21 protein-coding genes are annotated in these 22,339 nt (G+C 64.6%); 5 read left to right on the top strand and 16 right to left on the bottom strand.

The window, feature by feature from the left end:
- Positions 1-294 precede the first annotated feature (294 nt).
- The 4 genes from ABWL39_RS19230 to ABWL39_RS19245 are packed head-to-tail and all read right to left on the bottom strand — an operon-like array spanning position 295 to position 4,453.
- Positions 295-1,575, bottom strand: coding sequence for a hypothetical protein (locus ABWL39_RS19230; protein ID WP_367795264.1), 1,281 nt, complete (start codon positions 1,573-1,575; stop codon positions 295-297).
- Complete coding sequence (locus ABWL39_RS19235) at positions 1,572-2,351, bottom strand: outer membrane lipoprotein-sorting protein (RefSeq protein WP_367795267.1); 780 nt, start codon at positions 2,349-2,351, stop codon at positions 1,572-1,574. The genes ABWL39_RS19230 and ABWL39_RS19235 overlap by 4 nt, the downstream gene beginning before the upstream one ends.
- A gap of 12 nt (positions 2,352-2,363) precedes the next feature.
- On the bottom strand, positions 2,364-3,752 hold the full coding sequence (locus ABWL39_RS19240) for an ABC transporter permease (protein WP_367795270.1): 1,389 nt from the start codon (positions 3,750-3,752) through the stop codon (positions 2,364-2,366).
- Positions 3,749-4,453 carry an ABC transporter ATP-binding protein gene (locus tag ABWL39_RS19245; RefSeq protein ID WP_367795338.1) on the bottom strand — a complete coding sequence of 235 codons (705 nt, stop codon included), beginning with the start codon at positions 4,451-4,453 and terminating at the stop codon, positions 3,749-3,751. The genes ABWL39_RS19240 and ABWL39_RS19245 overlap by 4 nt, the downstream gene beginning before the upstream one ends.
- A gap of 170 nt (positions 4,454-4,623) precedes the next feature.
- Between ABWL39_RS19245 and ABWL39_RS19250 the strand changes: the two genes are divergently transcribed.
- Entirely contained in the window at positions 4,624-5,550 is a 927-nt protein-coding gene (locus tag ABWL39_RS19250) for a helix-turn-helix domain-containing protein (protein ID WP_367795273.1), read from the top strand.
- Positions 5,551-5,879: 329 nt separating this feature from the next.
- Here the strand turns inward: ABWL39_RS19250 and ABWL39_RS19255 are convergent, their stop codons facing one another.
- The 3 genes from ABWL39_RS19255 to ABWL39_RS19265 form a co-directional block, all read right to left on the bottom strand.
- Positions 5,880-6,275 carry a cupin domain-containing protein gene (locus tag ABWL39_RS19255; protein WP_367795341.1) on the bottom strand — a complete coding sequence of 132 codons (396 nt, stop codon included), beginning with the start codon at positions 6,273-6,275 and terminating at the stop codon, positions 5,880-5,882.
- An 88-nt stretch (positions 6,276-6,363) separates the two neighbouring features.
- Positions 6,364-7,794: an MFS transporter gene (locus tag ABWL39_RS19260; RefSeq protein WP_367795276.1), complete on the bottom strand. Its 1,431-nt coding sequence runs from the start codon at positions 7,792-7,794 to the stop codon at positions 6,364-6,366.
- Between the two features lie 123 nt (positions 7,795-7,917).
- Complete coding sequence (locus ABWL39_RS19265) at positions 7,918-9,066, bottom strand: iron-containing alcohol dehydrogenase (RefSeq protein ID WP_367795279.1); 1,149 nt, start codon at positions 9,064-9,066, stop codon at positions 7,918-7,920.
- Between the two features lie 135 nt (positions 9,067-9,201).
- On the opposite strand from ABWL39_RS19265, the gene ABWL39_RS19270 reads away from it, so the two are divergent.
- A complete protein-coding gene (locus ABWL39_RS19270) occupies positions 9,202-10,161 on the top strand; it encodes a LysR family transcriptional regulator (protein WP_367795282.1) in 960 nt (319 codons plus the stop codon).
- A 171-nt stretch (positions 10,162-10,332) separates the two neighbouring features.
- Here the strand turns inward: ABWL39_RS19270 and ABWL39_RS19275 are convergent, their stop codons facing one another.
- On the bottom strand, positions 10,333-10,983 hold the full coding sequence (locus tag ABWL39_RS19275) for an FMN-binding negative transcriptional regulator (protein ID WP_367795285.1): 651 nt from the start codon (positions 10,981-10,983) through the stop codon (positions 10,333-10,335).
- A gap of 95 nt (positions 10,984-11,078) precedes the next feature.
- On the bottom strand, positions 11,079-11,774 hold the full coding sequence (locus ABWL39_RS19280) for a B3/4 domain-containing protein (protein ID WP_367795288.1): 696 nt from the start codon (positions 11,772-11,774) through the stop codon (positions 11,079-11,081).
- A 43-nt stretch (positions 11,775-11,817) separates the two neighbouring features.
- Between ABWL39_RS19280 and ABWL39_RS19285 the strand changes: the two genes are divergently transcribed.
- Positions 11,818-12,435, top strand: coding sequence for a helix-turn-helix domain-containing protein (locus ABWL39_RS19285; protein WP_367795291.1), 618 nt, complete (start codon positions 11,818-11,820; stop codon positions 12,433-12,435).
- Between the two features lie 141 nt (positions 12,436-12,576).
- Here ABWL39_RS19285 and ABWL39_RS19290 read toward each other — a convergent pair whose 3' ends face one another.
- Positions 12,577-13,464: an AraC family transcriptional regulator N-terminal domain-containing protein gene (locus ABWL39_RS19290; RefSeq protein WP_367795294.1), complete on the bottom strand. Its 888-nt coding sequence runs from the start codon at positions 13,462-13,464 to the stop codon at positions 12,577-12,579.
- A 188-nt stretch (positions 13,465-13,652) separates the two neighbouring features.
- Here ABWL39_RS19290 and ABWL39_RS19295 point away from each other — a divergent pair, with 188 nt between their 5' ends.
- Positions 13,653-14,336, top strand: coding sequence for a type 1 glutamine amidotransferase domain-containing protein (locus ABWL39_RS19295; protein WP_367795297.1), 684 nt, complete (start codon positions 13,653-13,655; stop codon positions 14,334-14,336).
- Positions 14,337-14,567: 231 nt separating this feature from the next.
- Positions 14,568-15,314: an SGNH/GDSL hydrolase family protein gene (locus ABWL39_RS19300; protein ID WP_367795344.1), complete on the top strand. Its 747-nt coding sequence runs from the start codon at positions 14,568-14,570 to the stop codon at positions 15,312-15,314.
- A gap of 45 nt (positions 15,315-15,359) precedes the next feature.
- Here ABWL39_RS19300 and dmpG read toward each other — a convergent pair whose 3' ends face one another.
- Genes dmpG through ABWL39_RS19330 form a run of 6 tightly spaced genes read right to left on the bottom strand, consistent with a single transcriptional unit; the run spans position 15,360 to position 21,907 of the window.
- Complete coding sequence (gene dmpG / locus ABWL39_RS19305) at positions 15,360-16,385, bottom strand: 4-hydroxy-2-oxovalerate aldolase (RefSeq protein WP_367795300.1); 1,026 nt, start codon at positions 16,383-16,385, stop codon at positions 15,360-15,362.
- A 10-nt stretch (positions 16,386-16,395) separates the two neighbouring features.
- Entirely contained in the window at positions 16,396-17,334 is a 939-nt protein-coding gene (locus ABWL39_RS19310; protein ID WP_367795304.1) for an acetaldehyde dehydrogenase (acetylating), read from the bottom strand.
- Positions 17,335-17,344: 10 nt separating this feature from the next.
- Positions 17,345-18,124 (bottom strand): 2-keto-4-pentenoate hydratase, encoded by a 780-nt coding sequence (locus ABWL39_RS19315; protein ID WP_367795307.1) that lies wholly within the window; start codon positions 18,122-18,124, stop codon positions 17,345-17,347.
- A gap of 26 nt (positions 18,125-18,150) precedes the next feature.
- Entirely contained in the window at positions 18,151-19,947 is a 1,797-nt protein-coding gene (locus ABWL39_RS19320; RefSeq protein ID WP_367795309.1) for a bifunctional 3-(3-hydroxy-phenyl)propionate/3-hydroxycinnamic acid hydroxylase, read from the bottom strand.
- Between the two features lie 19 nt (positions 19,948-19,966).
- Positions 19,967-20,962, bottom strand: coding sequence for a VOC family protein (locus ABWL39_RS19325; RefSeq protein WP_367795312.1), 996 nt, complete (start codon positions 20,960-20,962; stop codon positions 19,967-19,969).
- Entirely contained in the window at positions 20,963-21,907 is a 945-nt protein-coding gene (locus ABWL39_RS19330; RefSeq protein ID WP_367795315.1) for an alpha/beta fold hydrolase, read from the bottom strand.
- Positions 21,908-22,339 lie beyond the last annotated feature (432 nt).

Here is a 22,339-nt window from a genome sequence, read left to right on the forward strand (position 1 = left end):
TGGCGAGTTTAGCTCGATATAGCATGCCTGGCGGGCGTGCGCCACATGCCCGCTGCCTGGGTGGCGGATTTGTTCATTCCGGGATTGTTGCATCGGTGACGAATAGGCCTGGGCGGGCTCGCGGCTTGCCGCCGCTTTCCGGCCGGGGGCGGCCTGCCGTGATGGCCCGCCAGCATCTCGCCATGGCGGGCCCATGCCGTGCGGGCGGTTCGGCGTATTGTCCCGGCGGATGGAGAAGCCAGCGGCATGAGGTGCGGGCGGCGGCCCTGGCCGGCAGCCGGCCCGCGTGCCGGCCTAGAAGTAATAGCGCACTTGCGCCTGCCAGCTCTGCGCTTCGGGCATTGCGCCGAAATGGCTCAGGGCCTCGCCGCTATTGCGTTGCCACTGAATCACGTAATCGACGTGGCCCGGATGGTAGCGCAGCTCGAACCAGAGCCGGCGGCTGTGATCGGCCAGATCGACGTTGTGCATCAGGTTGGCGTCGAGGTGCTGCAGCAGCGCATCCTGCCAGCTGGCATAGAAAAACAGCGCCTGCTGCGTCGGCGAATCCTGCGCCGCGGCCGTCCAGTTGCGGTACTGGGCATAGGCGGGCAGGTAGCCGTGGCGCAGCGCATCCCACTGCTCGCGGTCGAGCGCCGCGCCGTTATAGTGATATTCCACGGTGAGGGACTGCTTGTTCGGCGAGGTGTAGGTCGCGCCGGTCGCCAGCTGGTTGCGCCAGGCCTTGCAGGCGCAGCCGGGCTGGTATTGCTGCAAGGCCTGCGCCAGCTCCGGCTGCCGGCGCCCGCCCGACCATTCGAGATAGGCAACCGTCGAGTCGTTGATGAGCCGCGTCAGGTTGAAGCCGAGCTGCGCGTTGCGGCCTGCTTCCTGATAGAAAAGGAGCTGCGGCGTGTAGTCGCTGCTGATTTTCTGGCTCAGCGACAGCAGCCAGCGGTCGCGGTAATTGGTGGCGCCCGGGTTGAGGCTGAAGCCGTCGCTCGATGGACGATCGTCGAGCTCGGGCGAATAGAGCGCCGTCAGCGAGCCGCCATCCCACAATTGCTGCCCGCGCAGCATCACGCTGCCTTGCCGGTTTTCCTTGAGGCTGGCGGGGCTGATCGACACCGGCGAGCGGACGGCGCCACGGCGGAAATAGTCGGTCGGGTTGTAGCCGGTGGCGACGCCGTTGCGCACATTGACGCGCCCGGCGTCGAGCAGCGTTTCCGGCTGCGCCCGCCAGTTGAGGTAGGCTTCCTTCAGCGTGTTGATGCCATGCGGGTTACCGTTCTGCGATGGCCAGCCGATGTCGAGCCGGTCGGCCACGAACAGGCGCCAGGCCGGCGACAGCGAATGATCGTACTGGGTGTCGAGCGACAGGCGCTGGCTATCGCGGCGGTTGTTGCCGTTGCGCCAGTGGCTGTAGCCGGCCGAGCCTTCGATGAACGAGCGCCAGTCGCTGCGCTGCGCCACCGTGCTGTCGACCTGGTCGGCCAGCATCAGCGCATTCGCGTCGTCATCGTCGGCCCAGGCGTGTCGGGCCAGCAGCAGCGCGATCGCGGCAAGGGCGAGGCGGGGGAGTCGGGATGGGCTCATTCTGGTTTGAAGCGCGGCAGATAGTCACGTTGCAGCCAGGTTTCCGGCACATCGCGCTTGACCCAGTCGGAATAGCGCATCACCGTCACCCAGTCGGGTTCCAGGCCGTCGATGATGACGGTCTCGGTCGGGCGCTCGACGCCGAAGATAGGCTGGTAATGGCGGTAGTAGGCGGTTTTCAGCAATTTGCCGCTGTCGGAAAAGAAGCGCGCCTTGACCGGCCTTGTCGTTGCGGCATCGACCCACATGGTGATCTGGGCGTAGGTGGCGGCGTCCGTGCTGGCATTGATGGTCAGCTTGTAGCAATGGCGGGTTTGCCGGTCGCCGTCCTGCGTGTCTTCTTCAACGGCGGCTGTCGCCTGGTAGTCCTTGGCGAAATTGACCGTAACCACGTCGCCGTTGGAGGCCTGCCCCAGCAGCCGCTGCTGTGGCGACAGGCGGATGCTCGCCTTGCTCGACGGATCAAAGAACCACATGTCCTTGCCATTGAACAGGATCAGCTTGTTGGCATCGCGCAATGGCGCGGTGTAGCGCACCAGGCTGCGGAACTGGCCGCCATTCGGGTCGGCCCGGGAGTAGATCGCCAGCGTGCTGCGATCGGTCTCCTTGCCCTTGCGGTATTCGACCAGGGTGTTGGTCAGGCCGAAGGGGAAATCCGGGTTACGCACCGCATCGCTGGCGATGAGGATTTCCTGCGGGCTGCGTGCCGCCCACGCTGGCAGGGTGCCGCAGGCCAGGGCCAGTGCGAACAGGGCGGCGGTCTTGAGTCGTTTCATGGTCGTTTTCCTTCAGACGTGGCGCAGGGCATCGACGATTTCGAATTTGGCGGCACGACGGGCGGGCCACCAGGCGGAGAGCAGGGTCACAGCCACCATGCCGGTGACGCTGCCGATGAGCAGCGGCATATCCTGCCCGACGCGCACCAGGATCAGGTAGGCGTAGGAATAGCCCGGTGGGGTCCAGCTCCAGCCGCTGTGGTTGATCAGGTAGGCGATCAGCAGCGCGCAGATCACGCCCAGCGCCGCCCCGGCCAGCCCGAGCAGCGCCGCCTCGCACAGGAACAGGCGGCGGATGCCGGCGCGGCGCAGCCCCATCGCGCGCAGGGTGCCAATCTCGACAGTGCGCTCGACGACCGCGGTGCTCATGGTGTTGCCGATGGTGAACAGCACGATGACGCCGATCAGTAGCGAGATGAAGCTGAACATCGAATCCATGAACTGATTGGTCTGGCCGTAGATCGGGTTGAGCTCCTTGAAATCCAGCACTTCCAGCGACTGATTGCCGAATTCCTTCTCCAGCAGCATTGCCAGCCGCTGGCGCGCCGCCGGAATCTGCGCGGTATGGCGCAACTGCACGATGATCGCGGTCACCTGCGGCGGCTGCGAGCCGTAGATCAGCCGCTGCGCCTGCGGCAGGTGCAGGGCCATGTAGACATCGTCGAGCGCCTTGATGCCCATATTGTTGGCCTTGATCACGCTCAGGCTGGCGACGTTGGGCGCGCCATGCGCGGTGGCCGCCAGCATTTCGATGCGATTGGGGTCGACTTGTGCCGGGCCGGTCTGTTCCAGCGACGACAGCGCGGCGATGTCGTCGGGTGTGGCATTGCCGCCGCTCGCCGCGCTGGTTGGCGCCGCCGAGCAGTCGCTGGCCTTAAGCAATTGGCACAGCTTCAGCTTGCGTGCCACGCCGGTACCGACGACGGCTGAATCGATGCGGGTACCGGCCAGCGGCAGCGGTTTGGCATAGCTGACGACGCCAAACTCGTTCCATTGCAGCATCTGGTTGCGCTCCTCGGGCACCAGGCCAATTGCCATCACCGAGCGCGATACGCCGGCGGAGAAATTGCCGGCGATGCCGCCGAGCTGCAGCGTCGGCGTCACCACCGTCAACATCGGCGCCAGCTCCGGGTCGCGCTTGATTGCGGCAATCATCCGCTGGTAATCGGCGATGCCGTAGGCGGTTGGGTTGTCGCCGCCATCGAGGAAATAGCCGCTGTGCTGGATCTGCAGGTGGCCCGTGTGCTGCACGAAACCGGTCAGCGAGCCGTAGATGATGTTGGAGCGATAGCCGCCAAACGTCAGGATCGACACCAGCCCGACGATCATCGCCAGCAGGGTAGTCAGCGAGCGGCGGCGATTGCGCAGCAGGTTGCGGAGTGCCAGTTTCAGGGTATTCATTGCTGGGCGCCCCCGTTTTTGTGCTGTTCAGCGCCGACTATTCGCCCGTCGCGAATGTAGATCACGTCGTCCGCCTCGGCGTGGACTTGCGGATCGTGCGAGGAAAACACAAACGACGCATCGTGCTCGCGCTGCATTTTCCGCATCAGCGCGATGATTTCCGCCCCGGTATGGCTATCGAGATTGGCGGTGGGCTCATCGGCCAGCACGAGCTTGGGCTGAGTGGCCAGCGCCCGCGCAATGGCCACCCGCTGCCGCTGGCCGCCGGACAGCTGTCCGGGCCGGTTGTGCTGCCGATCGGCGAGCCCGACATCGTGGAGCAGCGCCTGTACGCGTTTTTTGCGCTCGGCTGGCGGCACCTTGGCCAGCAGCAGCGGATATTCGACGTTTTCGTAAGCAGTCAGCACCGGCAGCAGGTTGAAATTCTGAAAGATGAAGCCGAGGTGGCGCGCCCGGAAATCGGAGAGGGCGTCGTCCGTCATCTTCTGCACCTCGATCCCCGAGACCACGACCTCACCGCGATCGGGACGGTCGATGCAGCCGATCAGGTTGAGCAGCGTCGTCTTGCCGCTGCCGGACGGCCCGGAAATTACGGTGAAACGGCTCGGATGAATGTCGATGGTGATGTCGCTCAATGCCGGCACCGCCACCGCGTCCAGATGATAGATTTTTTCCACATGACGCAAACTGACCGGGTACATGGTTTTGCCTCCACAAGTCAAACTACGGCCGGCATGGGGCCGGCCAATCTGGATGGCATAATAATTGTATCCGGCTTGGGCGTATTGAATGTTTTCGACATGTGGCGCGGCCCGGTTGCCCCATATCAACAGGGCCTAGGCAGCCGCGGGCGGGTTTTTTATACTGCCGCATGTTCAAAATCCAGCCGCCCACCGAATCCTTCGCGCATGTGCCGCCGAGCGCGGCCCGCGCCGAGCTGTGGCTGCCGCGAACGAGCCTGGCGTCGTGCGTGCGCGCGATCATCAGTCGCGATACCCGTGGCGCCGTATTGCTCGACGAGCAGCGCTACAACCACCTGCCGGCGTCGCCGGTGTGTTCGATCCTGTGGTATCTGAGCGGGCAATGCGATGTGCTCGACGCAGGTTTTCCCGCCGACGGCGCGAGCCCGCGCAGCCCGATCGGGCCGATCACATTTTGCGGGCCCTACAACCGTCCGGCCATCAGCTGGAACCCCGGGCCGATGCACGCCATGGTGCTGCTGTTGCTACCCGATGCCCTGTCGGCGCTGACCGGCATCGACCCAGGCGCCCACCTCAACCGCTGCCAGCCGGCGGAGGCGGTGCTCGACCCCGCCTGGATGGCGATGTGCCATGCCGTGGCAACGGCACCGGACGACGACAGCCGGGTGAAGCTGATCGAATCGTTTCTGCTGCCCCTGTGGTCGCAGGCCCGGCCGGAGCAGGGCGTGTGCAGCCAGATCTACACCGATTGGTCGCAGGGCCTGGCGCTGCGTGCCGCGACATCGGGGTGGGGGCGCAGCGTGCGCCAGATCGAGCGGCGCATCAAGCAGTGGACCGGCCAGCCGCTGCGCGAACTGCGAGGCCTGGGGCGGTCGGAGCAGGCGTTCTACGATGCGGTGGTCGCCAGCCGTTCGGGCGACGTTAACTGGAGCGAGGTAGCGAGCAAATCCGGCTACGCCGATCAGTCGCACCTGTGCCGCCAGACCCGCCAGATCACCGGCTTTTCACCAGAAGAATTACGCCGCCGCATCTTTGCCGACGAATCTTTCTGGGCCTATCGGCTATGGGGCTTCAGCGAAGGTCATCTGCCGCGCTGAGCTGGCCGGCCAGCGGCCTATTGCCCGCGGAAAGCCCAATGCCAGTCAGTTGAGGAAAATATCCCACAATTTGCCCTCTCCCCAACCCTCTCCCGTAAACGGGAGAGGGAGCAAAACCGTGGGCCTGGCTACAAATTGCCCCTCTCCCATGTGTGGGAGAGGGGCCAGGGGAGAGGGTCGCCAGAGCTTAACTGACTGGCATTACGCAGAAAGCCGCCTGGCACAGGTTTGCATTGCCGTGCCCGGCCCATGCCGCACGAAAAAAACGGCTGCCCGATCGCGCGAAGCAGCCGTCCAACAGCAAACAGTGCTTTCAAATCACCGGTAACTCAGGGCGGGTACTGCTCGTCGCTGACTTTTTCGAGCCAGTGGACGACGCTGCCGTCCGCCTGTTCCTGAATGGCGATATGGCTCATCGCCGTGGTAGGGGCGGCACCGTGCCAGTGTTTGACACCGGGCGGAATACTCACCACGTCGCCCGGGCGGATCTCCTCGATCGGGCCGCCCCAGTGCTGCACCCGTCCGCAGCCGGTCGTCACGATCAGGGTCTGGCCCAAGGGGTGGGTGTGCCAGTCGGTGCGCGCGCCGGGCTCGAAGGTCACCAGCGCACCGGAGCCGGCGGCGGGCTGCCGGGCCGCGAACAGCGGGTCGACCCGCACGATACCGGTGAACCAGTCGGCCGGGCCGGGGTAGGATGCCTGCGAGCCGGCCCGGGCAACGGTCACGGCGGCAGGTGATAGGGATAGGTCGGACATGATGTTTCCTCGCTTGATCGTTACTTGACTTGATCGTTGTTGGTTAGGCGGGCCAAGGTCAGCCGCCGGCGGCGGCTTGCCTTGCGGTGGTGTCGGCCTTGCCGGCGTGTGCCGGCAAGATCTGGGTGAGTGTCACCAGCAGCGCCAGGGCCATCATCAGCGCGCTGCTGTCCATCACCATGGCGATGCGGTGTGCCAGCAATGGCGCGCCCGTCAGCTGTGCTGGTGCCGCTGCCGCAAAGACCACCACCAGCATGCCGAGCCCGATGGACCCGCCCAGCTGATGGGCGACGTTGACCAGGCCCGATGCCGCCCCGGCATCCTCGCGCGCGACTCCGGCCACGGCCGACACGGTGAGCGGCGCCAATGCGGCCCCCTGGCCCAGCCCGATCAGTACCATCGGCAGCGCGATGCCGCTCAGGTAAGGGGTTTCCGCCGACATCTGCCCGAGCCAGGCAAGGCCCGCCAGGCAGGCCAGCAGGCCGCTTGCCAGTAGCGTGCCATTGCCGAAACGGCGTGTCAGGCGCGGCACCAGCATGGCCGAGGCGAAATTGGTCAGCGTGGCCGGTAAAAACGCCAACCCGGCCTCGAACGGGCTGAAGCCAAGCACGCCTTGCAGAAACTGCGTGATGAAGAACCAGAACCCCACCATGCCGCCGAGGAACAGCAGGCGGGCCGCGTAGGCGCCGCTGCGTTCGCGGCTGGCAAACAGTCTGAGTGGCAGCACCGGCTGGCGGGCACGGACCTCGATCAGCAGGAACAGCCCGAGCAGCACAAATCCGGCCGACAGGGCCGCCAGCGTCAGCAGGTCGCCCCAGCCATGGTCGGCGGCGCTGACCAGGCCGTAGACCAGCGCCGTCATGCCGAGCGTGGAACTCGCCGCGCCGGCGATATCGAAGCGGCCCGCCTGCATTGGCGTTTCGCGGAAATGGCGTTGGGCCGCCAGGATCAGCAGCAGGCCGATCGGCAGATTGATGAAGAAGCCGGCGCGCCAGGACAGCAGGTCCGCGAACAGGCCGCCGAGCACCAGGCCAAGCGTGGCACCGATGCCGGCTGCGGCGGCGTAGAGCGACAGCGCGCGGGTGCGTTCCGGCCCTTCGGCAAAGTGAGTGGAAATCAGCGCCAGTGTCGAGGGCGCCAGAATGGCCGAACCCATGCCCTGTACCGCGCGGGCGGTCAGCAGCCAGGCCGGCGACGGCGCCAGCCCGATCGCGAGCGAGGCCACGGTGAAGATGGCCAGCCCCAGCATGAACATGCGGCGGCGGCCCAGGATGTCACCCGCCCGTGCCCCGAGCAGCAACAGGCCGCCAAAGGCCAGCGTGTAGGCGTTCTGCACCCACGACAGCCCGGCAGGCGTGAAGCCCAGCCCGGCCTGTATCCTGGGCAGGCCGGTGATGACAATGGAGATGTCGATCACGATCATCAGATAGCTCGCCATGATGATGGCGAGCACTGCGCGGCGATCGACCGTGTTGTCCGTGCGGCTCATATTTCTTTCCGTTCTTCTGCGATTGCTGCCTTGCGCCCGGCTGCGGGCGCAACACATCGTCGGTGGCTGGTGCTTGCCAGCAGGGCACGGCGAGGAGCGAGCCCCGCCGTGCCCTGCCGCGCCTTACAGGGCGTGCCGCAGGATGGTGGCCACCGCCTCGCGGGTGTAGAGCTCGGCGATACCGAAATAGCGCGCGTTGTTCAGCACGTTCTCGATCGTGGCGGGCAGGTCGTCCTCGGTGATGCCCAACTGCGACAGCCGGGTGGGCGTGCCGATCTTGTCGAACCACTGCTCGAGCGCGGCAATCCCCTGCTCGACATTGGCCGCGCCGAAGACATGGCGGGCAAAGCGTTCGAACTGCGCCGGGTTGCGGCCGTGATACCACTTCATCCAGGCCGGGATGACGACCGACAGGCCGGCACCGTGCGGCACGTTGAACAGCGCCGACAGCGCGTGCTCGATCATGTGGTTGGGGTAGCTGAAGCCGGCGGTGCCCGTATAGATCAGGCCATTCAGCGCCTGCGTCGAAGCCCAGGCGAACTGGGCGCGGGCGTCGTAGTCCGCCGGGTTGGCGAGCAGCGCTTCAGTCGTTTCGATCACGGTATTGATGATGGCCTCCACCATGCGCGAGTGGAACGCCGGCTGCACCGTCGCCGTGAAATAGCCTTCGATCGAATGCGCGATGACGTCGGCGGCGGAATAGACGAGATAGTCGCGCGATACCGTCTGCATCAGCGCCGGGTTGACGATGGAAACCTTGGGGAACACGTGCGGGGACTGGATCGCGAACTTCTCGCGGGTCGCCTCGTTGGTCACCACCGCGCCGCCGTTCATCTCGCTGCCGGTGGCCGCCAGCGTCAGGATGTCGAACACCGGCAGCGCTGCGGTGACGGCGGCCTTGCCGATGAACAGGTCCCACACATCGCCGTCATACAGCGTACCGGCGGCCACAGCCTTGGCGCTATCGAGCACCGAGCCGCCGCCCACGCTCAGGACGGCGGTGACACGATGGCCGCGGGCCAGCGCGATCGCTTCGCGCACGGTCGACAGCAGCGGGTTGCTGACGATGCCGCCGAATTCGATGAATTCGATGCCGTGCGCGGCCAGGCTCTTGCTGACGGTATCGAACAGGCCGTCGCGCTTGATGCGGTCGCTGCCGTAGCACAGCAGCACCTTGCGGATGCCGTGCTCAGCCAGGTGCTGGCCGATCTGTTGTTCCTTGCCGGTGCCGAAATCGATCTTGGTGGGGTTATGGAAAGTGAAGTTGTCCATGATTTGTCCTTTGGTCAGTCGTTGCCGTGGTGCTTGCTGGACGACACTTTAGTTTCCGGACAAACATTGAACTAGAGTGATATTGCTTGAATTATTTACAACTAAAATATGTAAATCACGCTAACGGAAGCCAGCATGTCAATCAATGAATTGCGCTCCATCACCACCTTCGTGCTCACCGCCGAGCTCGGCAGCCTGAGCCGCGCGGCAGAGGCGCAGCAGATATCGCCGCAGGCCGCCAGCAAGGCGCTGGGCCAGCTGGAGCAATACCTGGGCGCGCGGCTGTTCCATCGCACCACGCGCAGCATGTCGCTGACGGAGGAGGGGCAGCGCTTTCTCGATGCGGTGCAACCGTCGCTGATCGGCTTCCAGCAGGCGCTGCTCGCTGCCAGGCAGACCCGCGAAGACCTTGCCGGCCCGCTGCGCGTCGTCGGGCCGCGCACGGTATTGCTGCCCGTCATCGGGCCGCTGCTCGATGAGTATTGCCGGCTGTACCCCGAGGTGCAGCCCGATGTCCAGCTCGACGACAGGATAGGCAACTGGGTCGAGGACCGCATCGACGTCGGCTTCCGGCTCGGCAACTCGCCGCAGGAAGGGCTGGTGGCCAGGCGGCTGTTCCCGCTGCAGCTGGTCATCTGCGCCGCCCCCAGCTACCTGCGCAAGCATGGCGTGCCCAAAAGCCTGTACGAGCTGAGCTCGCACCGCTGCAGCGCGTTCCGTCGCCCCAGCGACGGTCGCGTGGTGCCATGGCGGGTGCGGCTAGGCGATAGCATGCAGGATCAACCGGTCAACCCGGCGTTCTGCACCAACGACGAAGCGCTCGAACTCAGGGCCGTGCTCGGCGGCGAAATCATCGGCCAGCTCGCCGCACCGACCGCCGCGCCGCTGATCCGCTCGGGCCGGCTGGTACCGCTGCTGCTCGACCACGTGGCCGAGCACTACAGCCTGTTCGTCTACTACGGCAGCCGCGCGGCACAACCGGCAAGGGTGCGGCGCTTCATCGACCTGGCGATCGAGCGGCTTACCGACAACGCCGACTTCGTACTCACCGCCGACGAACTGGCGATGGCGGCGGCACGCGGGCTGGCGCCGTGACGGAGCCGGCTGCTGGGCCCGACCCCGGCAGGCACGCTGCGGACTGCGATGCAGCGGCCAGACAGGCTGGCGGCAGCCATCACCGCCAGGTGGGCTCTGCGGGAGTATGGGGCATGACACGCGTGGCGAGCATGCCGTCAAACCAGGGGGCCCTGGCCTCAGCTCGGAAATTCAGCCCTGCGGCGTCTCTTGCTTGCCCGCGAGCTGGGCCAGCATCGCGTCGCCAATCAGGTGCTTGCCACAGGCCTTGAGCGCGTTGCCGGCGCCGTGGATGTCGCGCGCCTCTTCATCCTGCCCCAGCTTGCGCTTGCCGACGAGGCGGGTGATGTCGATCTGCAGGCCGATGATCCGTTGCAGCAGGGAATCGAGGTAATCCGCCGGCGCGTCGCCCATCTTCCATGGCGCCGGTTGCGAGGCTTCATGCGTGCGGGTCAACCGGGCAACCACACCCCTGACGACCTTCTCGTCGTCGAGAAAGCGGATTCGGCCATGGGCATGGGCCACGATGTAGTTCCATGTCGGCACCTGCCGGTGGGACTCGTGCTTGGTGGGATACCAGTTTGGCGAGACATAGGCGTCGCCCGCGCTGAACACCACGAGCACCTCGGCACCGTCTTCAATCTCCTGCCACAGCGGGTTGGCGCGGGCGATATGGGCCCTGAGCACGCCGAGCTCACCTTCGTTCGGCGCCAGGTCGAAGGGGATGTGGTTGGCATCGAGCCCGTTGCTGCCATGGGTGATCAGCGTGCCGAACGGGTGCTGGGCGATGCATTGATGCAGCACATCGGTACGTGACTCATTGAAATGCGGGGGGAGATACATCTTGGCTCCATTCGGTAGCTGATCGGCGCCGCCTGCGAGGGCCGGCAAGTCGGCTGCAAGCCGCGGTGGATCGACGCAGGGGCGGTGCCCGCTGGCTAGCGGTTTTCGACGCCGATCAGCGTCGAACCGATCGTCGCACCGGGCATCATGAGCTGCAGGCTCTGTGCCAGCTGCTCGCCTGCTTCGTGCAGCGCCGCCAGCGGCATGGCCGGCAGGCTTTCGAGGATGAACCACATCTGCCTGGCATCAGCGCTCAGCCTGGTCCTGACGCCTTGGCGCCAGTTCCAGCGGCGGCAGGTTACGCCGACGTCATCGCGCCAGACGACTTCCCCGGCCTCGGGCGTTTCGTGGGCCGGTGCCCCGTCCTTCATGGTGTCGAACGGCTCAGTCCCATCCGCGATGACCAGCCGGGGCACGCCGACATAGGCCGCAAGATTTTCGCCGCCGACGGGGATGGCGTACCGGATGCTGATCGCGTTGTACAGGTCGACCACCGGGTCGATGCTGGCCATGCCGCCGTCGCGTAGCACCCGCTTGCGCAGGGCCTCGGCGGAGCAGGGGGTGCGCTGCGGCTTGGCGCCAAACTTGCGGAACACCTCGGCCCAGGCCAGCAGGTGGGCATCGGCCCACGGCGCGCCACCGGCGGACAGCGACTGGCAGGCATGACTCAGGGCCTCGGCGCCGACGCCCGGATTGACGATGTCGGCGGCCTCGACGCTGATGCTGAGCGCACGAAAGCCAGGCGCCAGGCTGGCAATATGCGGATCGATTGACGGCAGGACGGAGCGCATCGGAGAATCACCTAGTGACTGATTTATCCCATAATAGTGACCAATGACCAAAAAAGTCAATATAACGACCGAATCGGGCGCCGATGTGCAAACCGTCAGCGCAGCCGTCGCCGGTAAGCTCAAGGAGCACAGAAAAAGGCAGAAACTCTCGCTCGACGAGCTCTCCCGCCGCGCCGGCGTCAGCAAGGGCATGCTGGTCGAGATCGAGAAATGCGTCGCCAACCCGAGCATCGCGATCCTGTGCAAGCTTGCTGCGGCGCTTGGCGTGTCGGTGGCGGACATCGTCGACGTGGCCAGCGCACCCGCGGTGCACCTGATCGAGGGCAAGGACATCCCGACTCTGTGGACTGGCCCCAAGGGCGGCTCCGCACGTCTGCTCGCAGGCACCAGCGGGCCCAATATGATCGAAATGTGGCGCTGGGAGCTGCCGCCCGGCGAGTCGTTTGAATCGTCCGGGCATCCGCAGGGCACGTTCGAGCTATTCCATGTCGAGCGGGGGGCGCTGAGCGTGACGGTGGGAGAGGCCGCGCTGCTGATCCCGGCCGGCAGCTCCGGCGTGGCCAGGACCGACGCGCCGCATCGCTATGCGAACGACGGCGATACCACGCTGCTATTCACGATGACGGTGGCTGAGCTTCACCAGCTGGCGACGGCATTTTGAGCGCTCGCGCCGGCTTGGCCCGGCGCGGCTATCCGCGGGAGCGGTAGCGCACTTGCATGGGGTGCATGGGGTTGCGAGCTGTCATCGACCTGGCCTGCATGCAGGGCCGCCTGGGCTGGCGTACCCGCATGGCGCGAGCCCTCAGGCGTGTTCGCCGGCATGGTGGATGGCATCTGCCGGGGAATGACCGAACAGCCGCTTGAATTCGCGGCTGAACTGCGAGGCGCTGGCATAGCCGACCTCGTAGGCCGCTTGCGCGGCGCCATTGCTGCCGTGCAGGATCAGTTCACGCGCGCGGTGCAGCCGCGTGGCTTTGAGATACTGGATCGGCGAATGCCCCGTCACCGCCTTGAACGCCTGGTGAAACGCCGACGCGCTCATGGCGGCTTCGCGGGCCAGCGTGCCGATGTCCAGCGCCTGCGCATAATCGAGCCGGATACGCTCGCACGCCCGGAAGATGGGGCCCGACCTGCCGTGCCAGGCTGCCAGCGCCCGCAGGCAATCGCCGCCGGGGCCTTGCAGCACGCGGTAGTGCAGCTCCCGCAGCAGTTGCGGCCCGAGGATGCGGGTTTCATCGGCCGAGGCCAGCGCCTGCAACAGGCGTTGTACCGTATCGGTCATCGCCGCATCGAGGTCCGCCACGGCCATGCCCCGGCTGGGTGCAGCCGGGGCCGGCGAGCGGGGCGGAAGCATTTTCGACAACAGCTCGCGCACCGTCGCCATGTCCACCTGCACCGCCAGCGCCAGCATCGGGCCATCGTCCCCGACCACCGTATCGCAGTTGAAATGCATGGGGACGGACACGACCAGGCACTGCCCCGGCTGGTAATGGAACACTTCATCACCCAGATAACCGCGCTTGAGCCCCTGTCCTATGATGACGATGGAGGGCTCCTGCAGTACCGGGGCCGGCGCGAGGCTGGCGTCGGCCCTCATCAGTGTGACGCCATCGAGCGCGGCCGGGTGGTGGCCTTCGAGCGGTGTCAGGGCCAGGAGCGCGTGGGCGATGGCTGGGCTGGTGAGCTGCATGGTATAGAGGATTGGGTTAATCGGCGTGATTAAACTCTAGCAGATATATGTATTGCTAAGCCAGGCTCTCCATGGAAATGCATGATTAGGCAAGCGATGGCGATGTTTAGGCATTCACCGCGGGGCGGGGGTGGCGGTTAAATGGCATCACCGCGACCGACGTCGCGCCCCCAATACAGGAGATCGTGATGAGCAGGAAAATGCTGGTAGTGCTGACCACCACCGAAAAATATCCGACCATCAACCGTGCCACCGGCATCTGGCTCGGCGAGGCGGTGCACTTTGTCGAGCGCGTGGAGAAGGCCGGCTACGAGGTGGATTACCTTACGCCCAACGGCGGCTACACGCCGATCGACCCGCACAGCCTGGTGCTGGCCGAGCCCATCGACTGGGCGTGGTATCACAACCGTGATTTCATGAACCGCCTGGGTGCCACGCTCAAGCCCAGCGAGGTGAACCCGGACGACTATGTGGCGATTTACTTCGTCGGCGGCCACGGCGTGATGTGGGATTTCCCCGACAACCAGGATTTCCAGGCACTCAGCCGCAGGATCTACGAGGCGGGCGGCTATGTCGCCTCGGTGTGTCACGGCGTGGCCGGCCTGTTGAACATCACGCTGTCCGACGGCACGCCGTTGATCGAAGGCAGGCAGATCACCGGCTTCTCCAACGAGGAGGAGCGCCAGGCCGAGCTGGATCAGTATGTGCCGTTCATGACCGAGGATGAAATCGTCAGGCGCGGCGCCCGCTACGTGAAGGCGGCTGAGCCGTGGGCGGCGTTTGCCGTGGTGGACCAGCGTGTCGTCACGGGCCAGAACCCGGCCTCCGGCGCCGCTGTGGCCGACTTGCTGATCCAGGCCCTGGGCCGCTGAGCGCGATCATGCCCCCGCAGGCCGGGGCCGGATCGCCATATTGCGCAGCGCTGGCCGAAAATGGCAGCATCCGGCGCTGTCGCGAATGCTGAGCCGGATACGATGCCGCTGCCGATCGTGTGGGGCGAGCCGCCGTTCACCTCACCGATCGGCAAGATTCTGCGCGCCCAATCGCGGCGCAAACGATAATGAATAGAGAATCGTCTGGTCTGCGAGGAGATCGTCGTCGTGCTGTCTGAAACTATCGCCAAACTGGCGCTGGGCCCCTTGCTGCTGTTGCAGGGACACTATACCCGTTGGGCTACGCCAACATTGCCCGAGGCTTTCGGTGTGCGCGAGGGTATCCGTGGCGAGGGGGCCGCGCTTCGCATCGTGATCGTCGGTGATTCGGCGGCCGCCGGTGTCGGCGTTCCCAGCCAGGATGAGGCGCTGGCAGGCCGACTGGTGTCGCGGCTGGCGCAAACGCATCGGGTTGCCTGGCGGCTGGTCGCCCGGTCGGGGGTGGATACCCAGGCCTTGCTGCAATTACTGGCGCAATCGGCGACCGATCCGTTCGATATCGCCGTGGTCTCGATCGGGGTCAACGATGTCACCAGCAGCATCCGGCTGGCGGAATGGCGTGCAGGGCAGGGGCGGCTGCTCGATCTGCTGCGCGACAAGTACGGCGTCGCTCACATCGTGCTGGCGCCGATTCCGCCGATGCATGCGTTTCCCGCCTTGCCGCAGCCGTTGCGCTGGTATCTGGGCGACAGGGCAAGGCGCTTCAACCAGCACCGCTACCAACTGGTTTCGGCGCGACGCGACTGCTCCCTGCTGGTCAACGATTTCCCGTTGCGGGCGGAGCTGATGGCTGAAGACGGGTTCCATCCGGGCCCGGCCATCTATTCGCAATGGGCAGACGAGGCCGCCACGAGCATTCATGGCTTTTTGAATGCCGCGCAGGGCGAGGGTGGCGCCCGGTGGCGATCGGCGCGCTGAGCCCGGCCGTTTCACCACGATCCCATGCCTCGCGCTGGCGCTGCTCTATGTCCGGCGAGTCGCTAGATCGAGCGCGACGTCGACGATCATGTCCTCCTGGCCGCCCACCATGCGGCGCTTGCCCAGTTCCACCAGGATATCCACTGTCTTGAGCCCATTCTTCCTGGCCGCTACCTCCGCGTGGCGCAGGAAGCTGGAATAGACCCCGGCATAGCCAAGCGCCAGTGTTTCGCGATCAACGCGTACCGGGCGATCCTGCAGGGGCCGGACAAGATCATCAGCGGCATCCATCAGCGCGTAGAGGTCCGTGCCATGGTCCCAGCCCATGCGCTCGGCGGCTGCGACGAAGACTTCCAGCGGGGTGTTGCCCGCGCCGGCCCCCATGCCGGCCAGGCTGGCATCGATGCGGTCGCAGCCTTCCTCGACGGCGACAATGGAGTTGGCCACGCCCAATGACAGGTTATGGTGGGCATGGATGCCTGTCTGCGTGTCGGGCTGCAATATATCCTTGAGTGCGCGGAAACGATCGCGGATGTCATGCATGCCCATGGCGCCGCCCGAGTCCACGACGTAGATGCAGGTGGCGCCATAGCTCTCCATCAGCTTGGCCTGCCTGGCAAGCGCCGTCGGCGTGGCCAGGTGGCTCATCATCAGAAAGCCGACCGTGTCCATGCCGAGGCCGCGCGCATACTCGATATGCTGGCGGGAAATATCTGCCTCGGTACAGTGCGTCGCGACGCGCACCACGCGGGCGCCGGCGACATGGGCTGCTTTCAGGTCGTGAATGGTGCCGATGCCGGGCAGCAGCAATGTCGCGATCCTGGCGTGAGAGATGACATCGGCCACGGCCTCGATCCATTCGAGATCGGAGTGGAGGCCAAAGCCGTAGTTGAAACTGGCGCCTTGCAGGCCATCGCCGTGCGCCGCTTCGATGCTGTCGACGCGTGCGCTGTCGAGGGCGCGGGCAATCTCCTGCACGTTGCGTATGCTGTACTGGTGGCGAACTGCGTGGCTGCCGTCACGCAAGGTGACGTCTGAGAGGTAGAGCTTCTTTCCCGGGTTGAAGGTCATGATGGATTCCTCAACCTTGAATGATGGATTGTGCAATGCGCTCGGCGGTCGCCATGGCGGCCGAGGTCATGATGTCGAGGTTGCCCGCGTACGCCGGCAGATAGTGCGCCGCGCCTTTTACCTCCAGGAAAACCGAGATCTTGAGGCCGGAACGCTGGCCCAGGCCTGGCACATTCAGCGGCGCGTCGGCAGGGATGAGTTCGAACTGAATTGCCTGTTTGAGCCGATAGCCGGGCACGTAGGCGTTGACCGCGGCGACCATGGTCTCGATCGCATCCCGAATGCGCCCGGGGTCAGCCGGCTCGGACAGGACATACACCGTGTCGCGCATGATCAGCGGTGGTTCCGCCGGATTCAGCACGATGATGGCCTTGCCCTTCGTCGCACCGCCGACTACCTCGAGTGCCCTGGATGTCGTTTCGGTGAACTCGTCGATGTTGGCTCGTGTTCCGGGGCCGGCAGACTTGCTGCTGATGGATGCCACGATCTCGGCATAATGCACCTTGGCGATCCGGGAAACGGCTGCCACCACCGGAATGGTCGCCTGGCCGCCACAGGTCACCATGTTGACGTTGGGCCGATCGAGCTGGGCCGCCAGATTCACAACAGGTACGCAATACGGCCCGATGGCCGCCGGCGTCAGATCGATGCAGCGGATGCCGGGTTTGATGCCGCGCAGGAAGGCGTCATTTCTGACGTGGGCACTGGCCGAGGTGGCGTCGAACACAATGTGGATGTCGTCGAAACCGGGCAGGCGAGCCAGACCCTCGACGCCATCGTGGGTCGTCGCCACGCCAAGGCGCTGGGCGCGGGCGAGGCCGTCGGAGGCCGCGTCAATGCCAACCATTGCGGCTATTTCGACATGTCTACCGTGGCGCAGCAGCTTGATCATCAGGTCGGTGCCGATATTGCCGCTGCCGATGACGGCGGCTTTGATTTTCCTGTTCATCGCGTTCCCCTCAAACCATCTGGCACGAAACGGTGCCAAGCTTGCCCATGCGTGCGCTGATATGGTCGCCTGCCTGGATATTCACCATGGGGCCGAGTGCGCCGGACAGGATCAGCTCGCCGGCACGCAGCCCTTCACCCCGCTCGACCATGGTTCGGGCCAGCCAGTAAGCGGCGCGTAGCGGATGGCCAAGGCAGGCCGCGCCGGAGCCAAGCGATTCGAGTTCGCCATTTTTGTAGAGCTCGAGTTCGAGCCCACTGTAGGAGAGTTCGCCGACGGCGACGGGCTGATTGCCCAGCACGTAGAGGCCGCACGATGCGTTGTCCGCAACCGTGTCGAACAGTGTGAGCTTCCAGGCGGCAATGGCGCTGTCGACGATCTCGAGCGCCGGCAGGGCGCACGCCAATGCGGCCACGAATTCGCCATAGCTGGGGGCGGCGTCTGTCAGATCGCGCCCAACGACGAAGGCGACTTCCGCTTCGATCTTCGGCTGCATCAGCCGTGACATGGGCACTGCACTGCCATCCAGATATTCCATATCGTCGAAGAGCATGCCGAAGTCTGGTTGATCGACGCCGAGTTGCAGCTGTACCGGCCTGGAGGTGAGGCCGACTTTCTTGCCGACGACGCGAGCGCCTGCTGCAATTCGGGCCGCGGTGTTGGAAGCGGCGATGGCATAGGCGTCGTCAAGCGTGTGGATGCCGTAGCTTGCCGACACTTGTTCAATGGGGGTCAAGTCATGACGTGCCTGGCGCAGGGCGGCTGCCGCCAGGCTGAGTGGGGACGACATGGAATACTCCTGTGTTGGTGTGTTGGTCAGTCGTGGGTGTGGGGCGTTACTGGCGGGCCGTGCCGGCCGCATCCCCCGTCCGGTGGCTGCGGCTCGTGTCGTGGCATGGCGGCCACGCTGGCCGCTCCCATCTGCCTGCGCAGAGCGCTGATCGCATCGTTCAGGTCCCGGCTGGCGACCAGTGCAAAGGTGAAGCGGTCTGGCCGTAGTACCGCGACCGCATCGCGGCGGAAGCCTGCGCTGGCAAACCACCCGATCATCTCGCCACTCACGTCCTCGATTTCGTTGAGCCCGGATGGCGTGGCGTGCTGTACGCCATGGAGGCCCTGAGGGCGCTGCCCATAGGGGTAAATTTCGGCAAAGCAGGTTCGGACACTGGCGAGCCAATCAAGGTTGTCGGCCGTGAGCGTGGCCCTTGGGTCCACGCCAAGGCCGATCAGAGAGAAGCCCGGGCCCAATACCTCGTCGAGGAGGCGTCGATGTCCGTTGATCAGGCGAACGTCCGGTTGCGGGGCCAGGCCCCCTTCCGGCCCGCGGCGTTTCCTGCGTGGCAAACCCAGGTAACGCCCCTTGGTGTAGACCGGGCGCGGCTTGAAACCGCCCTCCTGGAACCAGCGGCAAAGCATGGGGGTAGCCAGTATGGCCCTGATGGCGAAATCGCGTAGAAGGGTGGCAATCGGGTGCGTCATGGATACGACGCCCTTAAGCCGCACGGAGACGTCAATCATCGCCTTGGCGTGGTCGTGGCGTTCTCTCCCATAGCTGTCGAGCAGCACGTCCCCTGCCTGGCCGTTGAGCACACTACTGAGCTTCCAGCCAAGATTGAAGGCATCCCGGATGCCGGCGCTGGCACCTTGTCCCATGAACTGTGGCGTCATGTGGGCAGCATCACCGGCCAGTAATACCCGGCGATCGCGCCACCGTTCCACGATCAACGCGTTGAAGGTGTAGACCAGCTTGCGTTTGACCTCGAACTTGTCCGGATCGATGAAGCGCGACAGGTGTTGACGCACCGTGTCTGCTTGCTCCATGTACTCCTTGGTCTGCCCCGGTTGCAGCATGAACTCGAAGCGATGAAAGCGGTCGGGCTGGATACAGCTGACCACGGGGAGTTCGGGGTCGACCACGAAATTGAAGTAGGGCAGGTGGCGCAGCGCATCCTCCCCCTCCTTTTGCTGCAAATCCACCACCAGCCACGGTTCGGGGAAGCTCTTGCCATTCATCCTGATGCCGAGCTTTTCGCGCACGAGGCTGCGGCCGCCGTCGGCGCCAACGAAATATTTCGCGTGCAGCCGTTGCAGGTCCTTATCGCCCTGACGCTGATGCCTGGCGTCGCCGCTGTCGCTGAAACGGTATTGCTGGGTGATCTGATGGGTTACCGTGACACCGTTGTCATCCTGATCGAAATCGATAACTTCACGACCCCTGATGACTTGCACATTTGGATAACGCGACAGCAATTCTGTCAGCGTGGTTTCCAGATAAGGCTGATAGAAGAAATTGACGACCGGCCAGCCGAACGGCCGTTTCATCGGGAAATACTGCGCCATGACCGAGCCGTCTCGTCGTACGAATTGCACCGGTGCATCCTGCAGCATTTTCTCGCGCACTTCCTCGGCACAGTTGATGTGCTGGAACACACGCATACACTCGTCGTCGGTATAGACGGCCCGTGCATTGCCGTAATACACCGGTTCGCGCTCGATCACCACCACGCGGTGACCACGCATCCCTAGCATGTGGGCCAGGATGAGGCCGGTCGGGCCCAGGCCTGCGATGGCGACGTCGACGATGGTCTGGCCAGGGAAAGCAATGTTGTCCATGAACGTATTTCTTTCGTGATCAGAGCGGCGAGAATTCCGGATGGAGAAGAGATTTCATTCCCCGCCGGAAATTGCCCGCATTGGTGGTGATGAAGTTGCCCAGCGTGGCGTTGCGCGGTTTGTGGCCCCACAGGCTGATGCCGTAATAGTCGGCCGGTTTCCAGGTGGCTTCGCTCACGGTGAGGGCGTTCCAGCCCAGTTCGAGTTCGAAGCCCGATGGCGTGACGACGTAAAAGGACACCTCCTTGTCGTTCGGATGCTGGCCAATCTCGTGTGCCATCCCGAAGCCGAGATCGATGAGCCGACGGTAGGCCGCGCTCAGGTCTTCCATCGTGTTCACCAGCAGGTTCATGTGCTGGATCCGGGTCCGGATGGGGTCCATGCGTAGCCCGCGCGTCGCCGCGATGGCGATGGAATGGTGGCGCTCGTTGAGGCGGAGGAAGGTGATGTCCAGGGTGAGGCAGGCGATTGACTCTTCGATGGCGTCGCTGATGCGTGCATCGAACAGCTCCAGCCAGAAGCGCCGCATTTTCTCCGGCTGCCGGCTGGTGATCGCGACGTGGCCCATGCCGCTGTCGCCGGTGATGAAACCGCTGGGCAGCATCCACAGTGGCTCGTCCGTCGTCAGCGGCTCGGTGAAAAATTCCACTCCCAGCTTTTTCGGGCCATTGAGGTGCCAGTACTGCCGCACACCGCGTAGCGCGGCATCAGGGGGATTGCCTGGATTGAACGGGATATCGCGTTCGCAAAGGCGGGCCTTCACCTCGTCGAGCGCCGTCGTGTCCAGCAGGTGCAAGCCGAGGGCGACCACATCTTCGGCTGGGCCGAGGCGGATGATCAGCCGCCGCTGATGGCCATCCATGCGAAATGCCAGCAGATCGTCGCTTTCGCTTGCCAGGTGAAGCCCGACCCCATTCTGCAAGAAGCGCCGCCAGTCCGACAGGCGCTCCGACTCGATCAGCACGTAGCCCACCTGGGCCTTGCCAAACAGCCCGGAGACATTTTCTCGTTTCATTTATTGCTCCTCGTTCACGGCCAGCCTGGTTGCCGCCGGTCGACCGGTGCTGGCGGCGTGCAGGGCTGCATCCAGATATTCGGGGGTATTGCGCAGCAAAAATGCCTGGCTTACCGCGTTGAACTCATCGGCCCGTTCCCATTGCACCCAGTGACCGGTCTTGCTGAAGAGGTAGAGATCACAGTTGGCCATTGTCTGCTGCAGCGTGCGGCCACCACTCGGGCGGTTGACCTTGTCTTCGGTACCCCACAGCACCAGTGTTGGCACGCGGCACTTCTTCAGCCGCTTGTCGTGGGTGAAATCCATGCGAAATGCGCCTTTCACGCTGTTGGGCCGACGCAGGGGAGGGCTCGCCACCACCGCCGGATCGATGCTGGCCTGGAAACGTTCCTCGATCATCGAATCGGGCACCTGGCTGCCGTCATGGACGAGGTCTTCCCGGATGAAGCTGCGCAGTTTTTTCAGGGAGGGGCCGGCACCGCCGTAGTAGTTGAGGAGTGTGTTGAGGCCCGCGGTTGGCAACGCGCGAGTCGTGTTGATGCCACCAGGCCCCATGAGCACGAGTGCGGAGACCCGCGATGGCAGATCCAGGGCGGTTCGCAATGCGCAGGCACCACCGAGCGAGTTTCCGATCATGTGCGCGCGCTCGATTCTGAGTGCGTCCATCAGCCCCAGAATGCCCGCGGACAGATCACCGAACGGGTCACTTCGATCTACCCCCTTGGTCGAGCCGCCATAGCCGGGCATATCGGGAACGAGCACGCGGAAGTGGCGCGCCAGCGCGTCAATATTCCTCGAATAGTTGGAAAGCCCTGAGGCACCGGGGCCCCCGCCGTGGAGCAGGATCACCGGGTATCCGCTTCCTGCTTCGCTCAACTGAATCACGCGCCGGCCGATGTTGACCAAACGCGTTGTAACTTTTGATTTTTCATTGACCTGAATCATGGCGTGCTCGTCGAAGTGGGTGACAAGGCCGCAATGTATTCTTGAAATGACTAAATAGTCAAGATGACGATAAAGTCATTTTATCAGTTGGGCGAAAGAACTTGCGGAGAAGGCATTGCACCTTCCCGCCAACGGGCGCTCAGGGCCGATGTGCGAGTGGCACCGAGCCATGCTCAACCGTGCACTCAGGCTTGGGGCAGGACGCGTGCAGGAGGGCGGGGCGACAAGGGCTGGACGAAAACTCATCCGCCCGCATCCGATCATGGCTCTGACCGGGTAAGGGGTAAGGCTTGTGCCTTGGGGGATATCGGGTGGCCGTTCAGTGCCGGCAGGCCGGGCCGGTGATCGACCCGGCGGCTCGCCTCCGGCTGCCGACGTGCTTCAAGCTCAACCCTGAGCAAGGGGCTGCAACCGGTTTATACTGCGCCACTG

The organism is Chitinivorax sp. PXF-14 (genome assembly GCF_040812015.1).
In the GTDB taxonomy this organism is placed as follows: Bacteria; Pseudomonadota; Gammaproteobacteria; order Burkholderiales; family SCOH01; genus JBFNXJ01.

Bases quoted from the DNA above. Each gene is read 5' to 3' on its own strand.
- ABWL39_RS19230 (WP_367795264.1), bottom strand. From the start codon at position 1,575: ATGAGCCCATCCCGACTCCCCCGCCTCGCCCTTGCCGCGATCGCGCTG.
- ABWL39_RS19235 (WP_367795267.1), bottom strand. From the start codon at position 2,351: ATGAAACGACTCAAGACCGCCGCCCTGTTCGCACTGGCCCTGGCCTGC.
- ABWL39_RS19240 (WP_367795270.1), bottom strand. From the start codon at position 3,752: ATGAATACCCTGAAACTGGCACTCCGCAACCTGCTGCGCAATCGCCGC.
- ABWL39_RS19245 (WP_367795338.1), bottom strand. From the start codon at position 4,453: ATGTACCCGGTCAGTTTGCGTCATGTGGAAAAAATCTATCATCTGGAC.
- ABWL39_RS19250 (WP_367795273.1), top strand. From the start codon at position 4,624: ATGTTCAAAATCCAGCCGCCCACCGAATCCTTCGCGCATGTGCCGCCG.
- ABWL39_RS19260 (WP_367795276.1), bottom strand. From the start codon at position 7,794: ATGAGCCGCACGGACAACACGGTCGATCGCCGCGCAGTGCTCGCCATC.
- ABWL39_RS19265 (WP_367795279.1), bottom strand. From the start codon at position 9,066: ATGGACAACTTCACTTTCCATAACCCCACCAAGATCGATTTCGGCACC.
- ABWL39_RS19270 (WP_367795282.1), top strand. From the start codon at position 9,202: ATGTCAATCAATGAATTGCGCTCCATCACCACCTTCGTGCTCACCGCC.
- ABWL39_RS19275 (WP_367795285.1), bottom strand. From the start codon at position 10,983: ATGTATCTCCCCCCGCATTTCAATGAGTCACGTACCGATGTGCTGCAT.
- ABWL39_RS19280 (WP_367795288.1), bottom strand. From the start codon at position 11,774: ATGCGCTCCGTCCTGCCGTCAATCGATCCGCATATTGCCAGCCTGGCG.
- ABWL39_RS19285 (WP_367795291.1), top strand. From the start codon at position 11,818: ATGACCAAAAAAGTCAATATAACGACCGAATCGGGCGCCGATGTGCAA.
- ABWL39_RS19290 (WP_367795294.1), bottom strand. From the start codon at position 13,464: ATGCAGCTCACCAGCCCAGCCATCGCCCACGCGCTCCTGGCCCTGACA.
- ABWL39_RS19295 (WP_367795297.1), top strand. From the start codon at position 13,653: ATGAGCAGGAAAATGCTGGTAGTGCTGACCACCACCGAAAAATATCCG.
- dmpG (WP_367795300.1), bottom strand. From the start codon at position 16,385: ATGACCTTCAACCCGGGAAAGAAGCTCTACCTCTCAGACGTCACCTTG.
- ABWL39_RS19310 (WP_367795304.1), bottom strand. From the start codon at position 17,334: ATGAACAGGAAAATCAAAGCCGCCGTCATCGGCAGCGGCAATATCGGC.
- ABWL39_RS19315 (WP_367795307.1), bottom strand. From the start codon at position 18,124: ATGTCGTCCCCACTCAGCCTGGCGGCAGCCGCCCTGCGCCAGGCACGT.
- ABWL39_RS19320 (WP_367795309.1), bottom strand. From the start codon at position 19,947: ATGGACAACATTGCTTTCCCTGGCCAGACCATCGTCGACGTCGCCATC.
- ABWL39_RS19325 (WP_367795312.1), bottom strand. From the start codon at position 20,962: ATGAAACGAGAAAATGTCTCCGGGCTGTTTGGCAAGGCCCAGGTGGGC.
- ABWL39_RS19330 (WP_367795315.1), bottom strand. From the start codon at position 21,907: ATGATTCAGGTCAATGAAAAATCAAAAGTTACAACGCGTTTGGTCAAC.